The following is a 5,259-nucleotide window of genomic DNA, read 5'->3' on the forward strand; positions in this document are numbered from 1 at the left end:
CATCGCCACCGCAACCCAGCAAAGCCAACTGCACACCGCCAATGAAAACATCCATCTCGTCAGCGGCAACCATACCGACATCACCGCTGGTCAAAGCCTGACCGCCCATGCGGCAGAAAGCCTCAACCTGTTTGCGCAAAGCAGCGGCATCAAGGTGCAGGCCAATCAGGGCAAAGTGGAAGTGCAGGCACAGAATGACGAGCTGCAGTTGAATGCGCTGAAGGACGCAACGTTAACCAGTAGCGCAGGAAAAATCACCATTGCGGCGAAGGAAGAGATTCTGATTACCTGCAAAGGGGCGTATATCAAGCTGAGTAACGGGGAGGTTGAGATCGGGAGTCCGAAGTTGGTGCGGGTGAAGGCGCCGATGGAGGTGACGGGGCCGAATGGTATAAATACACGAATGCCATTGCTTCCTCAGACTGGTTTGTTTAGTAGACGTTTTGATTTTAGTAGCATATTTACGCCAGATTTTTTAACTGCAGGCATTAGTTATCAAGTCATTAATAGAAGTCAAAATTCCGAGCGGATTGAAGTGCTTGATGAAAAAGGTAGAACATCAAGATTTTATGGGGATTCGAAAGATGAAATCGAAATTTCTGTGATAGGTAAGCTGACCAAAGAGCAAAAATGGGCACTAATCCCAGATAATGAGACAGAACATGAAGATCACTGTTGTGCCTGTGATGAAGAAGATCATGATTGTGAAGAAATATCTGAGACAGAAGAAGTCGTCGAGGATAATTTATTGGAAGATTACAACCAATTCGGAAATTAATATACTTAAAAATACTGTTTTAGGGAAATATTAAATTTATTATTAAGAATGCTTATTTAGGAAATTAATTATGAGAAAAAATAAGGCTGTATATGACATATCCTATCCTTCTGATAGAAAAGGTTTTATCTATGCGTTAGCCAGGCGCGAAAGTTCTGCTGATTTAAATCAGAATGATTTAGCAAACAGAGAAGCTATTCATAAAATTAATAAACGAGGATATATTGGTTTGTTCCAGTATGGAAAAAAGGCTCTAATTGATATAGGTTATAATACAGAAGAGGGGAGCTGGACAGGAAAAAATGGAGCAGTATCAGAAGAAGCATTTAGGTCATCTCGTGAAATTCAAATAGCAGCAATCAATTTAACTATCGATTTATGGTGTAAAAGATTACGAGTATGGGGGTTTAATGAGTATTATGGAAAAATTGTTAAGGGGATAGAAATTACCGAATCAGGTTGTATTGCCGGCTGCCATCTAGTTGGCTCTGGTGGTTTAGCATCTTTTTTAGATATGCCTGGAAATTACAAAATTGATAAAAAAACAGGAAAACGACACAGCGAGTTTGATGGTAACAAAACACATATCAGCGAATATCTCGATTTATTTGCTGGTTACGACTTGGAAACCTGTTGTAAACGTAAAATCCGGGTAAAACTGCAAGATGCTGATGGTCTCGTTCTAAAAGATAAGACGGTTAAAATTTTTTCTTCCTATAATGGAAAGCATTTAAATAGCAAATTTGAAGTTACCCATAAAACTGATAAAGATGGGGAGCTGCCCGTTATAGTCAGACATCCCGGCGCTGAAATCATTTTAGAAATTGATGGTCGCAAAAGTGAGACAATTTCTCAAAAAGCGGATCAGGTACAGCCATATAAGATCATAGCTTCAGATATGAAAGTTTCTGCACCATTGGCTGCAAAAGGCACTCCCGAGCCTAAAAAACAAGATGAAATGGAACAGCAGCCACAACAGCCTTCTTCAGATGCGGAAAATAATGCGTCTAAAGATGTCAACTTCCATCTCAGCCTTTTAGAAGGAGATACCAAAAAACCAATAAGTAATGTGAAATTCACTTTGGTGTACAAAGGGAAGCCCAAACAACACATTACAAATACAGAAGGAGTTAAAGAAAATATTATTGCGGAAATAGGACAAACTATTCAGGTTTGTATGGCAGGAGAAGGTAATCTCCAGCCGATCAAGTCATTTACAGTTACGGAAAGTCTACGTGATACAGTAGTGAAGGTTTCGCTTCCTGTACACACGTTTACAATTACGGTTGTAGATACCAAAGGGAAAGCTGTTTCCAATACAGAATTCAGTATATTTTATAGGCAAAGAGAAAAAAGCAAAAAAACTGATCATGAAGGCCGTTTAAAAGTAAAGGCCTTAGTCGGTTTCGTATATGGGTTTGGAAATAAAGGTAAACCACTTTTACACTTACGATGTCTGCAATCTGTCTCGATTAGGCAGATTACTGTTAATCAGAAAGCAATACAAAATGCACAGGGTGCTTTAGGAACAAATTCAATAACAGCAGTGGCAGAAATGGTAACACAGGCTGCTTCGAGTGTTGTAGAACAAGTATTGAAGCCAAAAAATAATACTGCACAAAACAAACCGCATAAGCAGCCATCCAAACAGACAGACAAACAGACAGACAAACAGGCATCCAAGCAGCCAGAAAAGCCCAGACAATCTGAACCGATCAAGCAGATGAATACTCATACTGAGAAGAACGGGAAACCGTTAACTGTGGTAGGGAATGAGAAAAAATCTGAAGCTGATAAAAAGCAAAGAGAAGGTCAATTACCAAGTGGGGTAGAATGGGTTAAAAAATTCCCAGATAATGCGAGATTTGAAGATTTAAGGGAGCCCTTTAAATCTAACGTTAAGTTATTCTTGGCGGCATTGAAAGAGGCTGGAGTTTCAGTCAGTATCAATTCGGTCATGCGTCCGCCACAGCGGTCTTATCTTATGTATTATGCTAATGCAATTTCTCTTGGTAGGGCCGATCCAATGAAAATTCCTCGTTTTAAGGACTATAAACAGGCAGCCAATGCTGAAGATGTTAATATTGATTGGACATGTGGCGGCAATATTCGACTGGCCCGTGCCAATGCACAAAAAATGAAAGCAGCTTACAGGCTAAAGAATAAGGTCGCAAAGCCCTTTAGTTCCAATCATCAGAAAGGACTGGCAATAGATATGACCCTGTCTCCTTGGTTTGGAATCGGTAAAACGGTTAAAAATGCTTCAGGTCAACCAGTAGTAATTAAATCAAAAAGAGACATGATCGAAGTAGGTAAAACCTACAAAGTTTTTCATTTTGATACCAAAGCAAGTAAACCAGGAGGGGATGATCCTCATTGGTCTGTAACGGGTCGATAATATTCCAAAGGGGTAAATTATGAGAATTAAACAAACTATATTATCTTGTTGTTTTTTATTTTGTATTGCTTGCACTCAGTCCGAACATGATGGGCAAAAGAACCGAGCGCAGGAGAAACGTACTGATACCGTTTTAGAAAACAGACAACAGATGCCTGATACTAATCTATTAATTCCAATCAATAAAGTAACAAAAAGTGAAAATATTCTTTCAGATTTTGCTCAGGATCGTATTCTAGACTTACTAAATGCTACGGATGCAGAGTGGATTGAATGTAAAGATGAAAAAGGTAAAAGAGTTAAAGATGTTACGTATCCTACAGATAGGACATCTATTCAATTCAGAAGTATATCTGATGGATATATACACGAACTGGAGTATTGGAAAGATACATACAAAGAAATTCAGCAGCTCATTAAGTCAAAAAATATGAATATTCAAGATTTGAAATCAGAATATCTAGTATTAAATGCATATTCATTAAGTAGTAAAAGTAAGAATCCTATCTCAATGAAAAAAGTTGGTGCAGTTTACGTTTCTTCTGATAATAAATTGTTTGAGATTAAATTATTAGATGGTTCTTCTGCCCATATTGAGGTATTTAAAAATATTCCAAATTACCTTTTTGAAAGCCCTAATCCAGAATATGAATTAGGTAATGCTCCAGATTATTCTCCCTATTATTTTCGTTTCTGGTTTGATGGAGATAAAGAAAAACAAACATGCCGTTTAGAATATAATAATGATGTTATTGATTAAATATCATCAGATTGTTTGAAACTCAACTTATCCTTTCCCTTTTGTTTGCAGGACTAGCAATCGTAGATTGGGTTGAAGCTGAACATCTATCAAGGTCGTCTGAAAGTTTTCAGACGACCTTTGAATACCAACGTTGGAATTGTCTCCCATATGATTTGAACCAAACACACGCTATTTCAATAAAAAAAACAATGAAGAACAAACATATATCGTCACTTTTATCTACTATATTGGTGAGTATGCCATTGCTTACCGCATGCGATGTCGGTAGGGAACTGGCAAGGTCTGCGATGGATATTGTCAGAAATCCTCAAACAGACGTGGGCAAGCAAGTTTTGGGTTCATCTTCTTACAAACATTCCAAACTCAAGAACTTAGAATTTACCTGTGTCAAAGAACAGTTTCCTTCTTTGCCACAGGAAGCAGATCAACTATATCGCTACGCCCTTTACCACGATTTTAAAAACCGTTGGCTGCCTAAACCGGGCGTACTTGACCGTTATCTGCCGTATTACCGTATTGCCGCCGCTAACGGACATTGGCAGGCAAACCTGACTTTGCAGGAAATCTTGCTGAAAAGTAAAGACATCAATATCGAAACCCGCGAACGTCGTGGTGAGGGTATTTATTGGAACGAGAAGCTAATGAAAATCCTACCCGCCAGTGCACATTATTGGTGGTCGCTTTATATTGATGTCGGTTACGGTCCTAAACATGACCCTGATGATGCAATAATTTATTTACGCAAGGCTGCAGATTTGGGGAATGCCAAGGCGCAGTACGAGGTAGGTGAATTGTTGATGAAAGTTGTGGATAAAGAAAGTAAACAGTATAGACTGAAAATTAGTGATGCTATGCATCAATGTGCAGCAGAGCAAATATATCCTGATGCAAATGCGGCCAAATCAATGACTGCGGCATTTTCTGTTCATGGGGCATATAACAAAGCGGTGTTTTATGCACATCAGGGAGCTAAGGCAGGGGAAACTTCTTCAGCGCATATAACTAGAATGGCTTTTTATAGTGATAATCTTAAAAGTCGTTATAAACAATGGGATATTCCTGAAGATAAAGAACGTTCACGCCGATATAAAATTATTCGTGAATTTCTTGTAACTCATGCACATCTCAAACCCGAACTCAACGTTCACGATCTAGACGAAATTGTCCCATTACCCCCGGCAAAACTGCCGAGTTGGGATGGTAAGATTGCCATCCAACGTTTTGTAGAAGGTCCTGCTCCGGCAAAACCATCCGATGAACTGGTGCGCAGCTTGGCACAGCAGGCAGGATTGGATCCGAATACCGGGCTGCCCAAGTAAA

The 5,259-nt window shown here is 39.2% G+C and carries 4 protein-coding genes; all 4 read left to right on the forward strand.

From position 1 onward, the window contains the following. A partial coding sequence (locus tag HMPREF1051_RS15240) for a DUF2345 domain-containing protein (RefSeq protein ID WP_003766359.1) occupies positions 1 to 778 on the forward strand: 778 nt, incomplete at its 5' end. A gap of 70 nt (positions 779 to 848) precedes the next feature. Further along, positions 849 to 3,176 (forward strand): hypothetical protein, encoded by a 2,328-nt coding sequence (locus HMPREF1051_RS07040; protein ID WP_003766363.1) that lies wholly within the window; start codon positions 849 to 851, stop codon positions 3,174 to 3,176. A gap of 19 nt (positions 3,177 to 3,195) precedes the next feature. Beyond that, positions 3,196 to 3,936 (forward strand): hypothetical protein, encoded by a 741-nt coding sequence (locus HMPREF1051_RS07045; RefSeq protein WP_036492381.1) that lies wholly within the window; start codon positions 3,196 to 3,198, stop codon positions 3,934 to 3,936. A gap of 191 nt (positions 3,937 to 4,127) precedes the next feature. Continuing rightward, positions 4,128 to 5,258: a DUF6396 domain-containing protein gene (locus HMPREF1051_RS07050; protein WP_036492382.1), complete on the forward strand. Its 1,131-nt coding sequence runs from the start codon at positions 4,128 to 4,130 to the stop codon at positions 5,256 to 5,258. Position 5,259: the final 1 nt, after the last annotated feature.

It is taken from the genome of Neisseria sicca VK64 (assembly GCF_000260655.1).
Classification (GTDB): Bacteria; Pseudomonadota; Gammaproteobacteria; order Burkholderiales; family Neisseriaceae; genus Neisseria; species Neisseria sicca_B.

Coding starts and splice junctions, on each gene's coding strand:
- HMPREF1051_RS07040 (WP_003766363.1), top strand. CDS start 849: ATGAGAAAAAATAAGGCTGTATATGACATATCCTATCCTTCTGATAGA.
- HMPREF1051_RS07050 (WP_036492382.1), top strand. CDS start 4,128: ATGAAGAACAAACATATATCGTCACTTTTATCTACTATATTGGTGAGT.
- HMPREF1051_RS07045 (WP_036492381.1), top strand. CDS start 3,196: ATGAGAATTAAACAAACTATATTATCTTGTTGTTTTTTATTTTGTATT.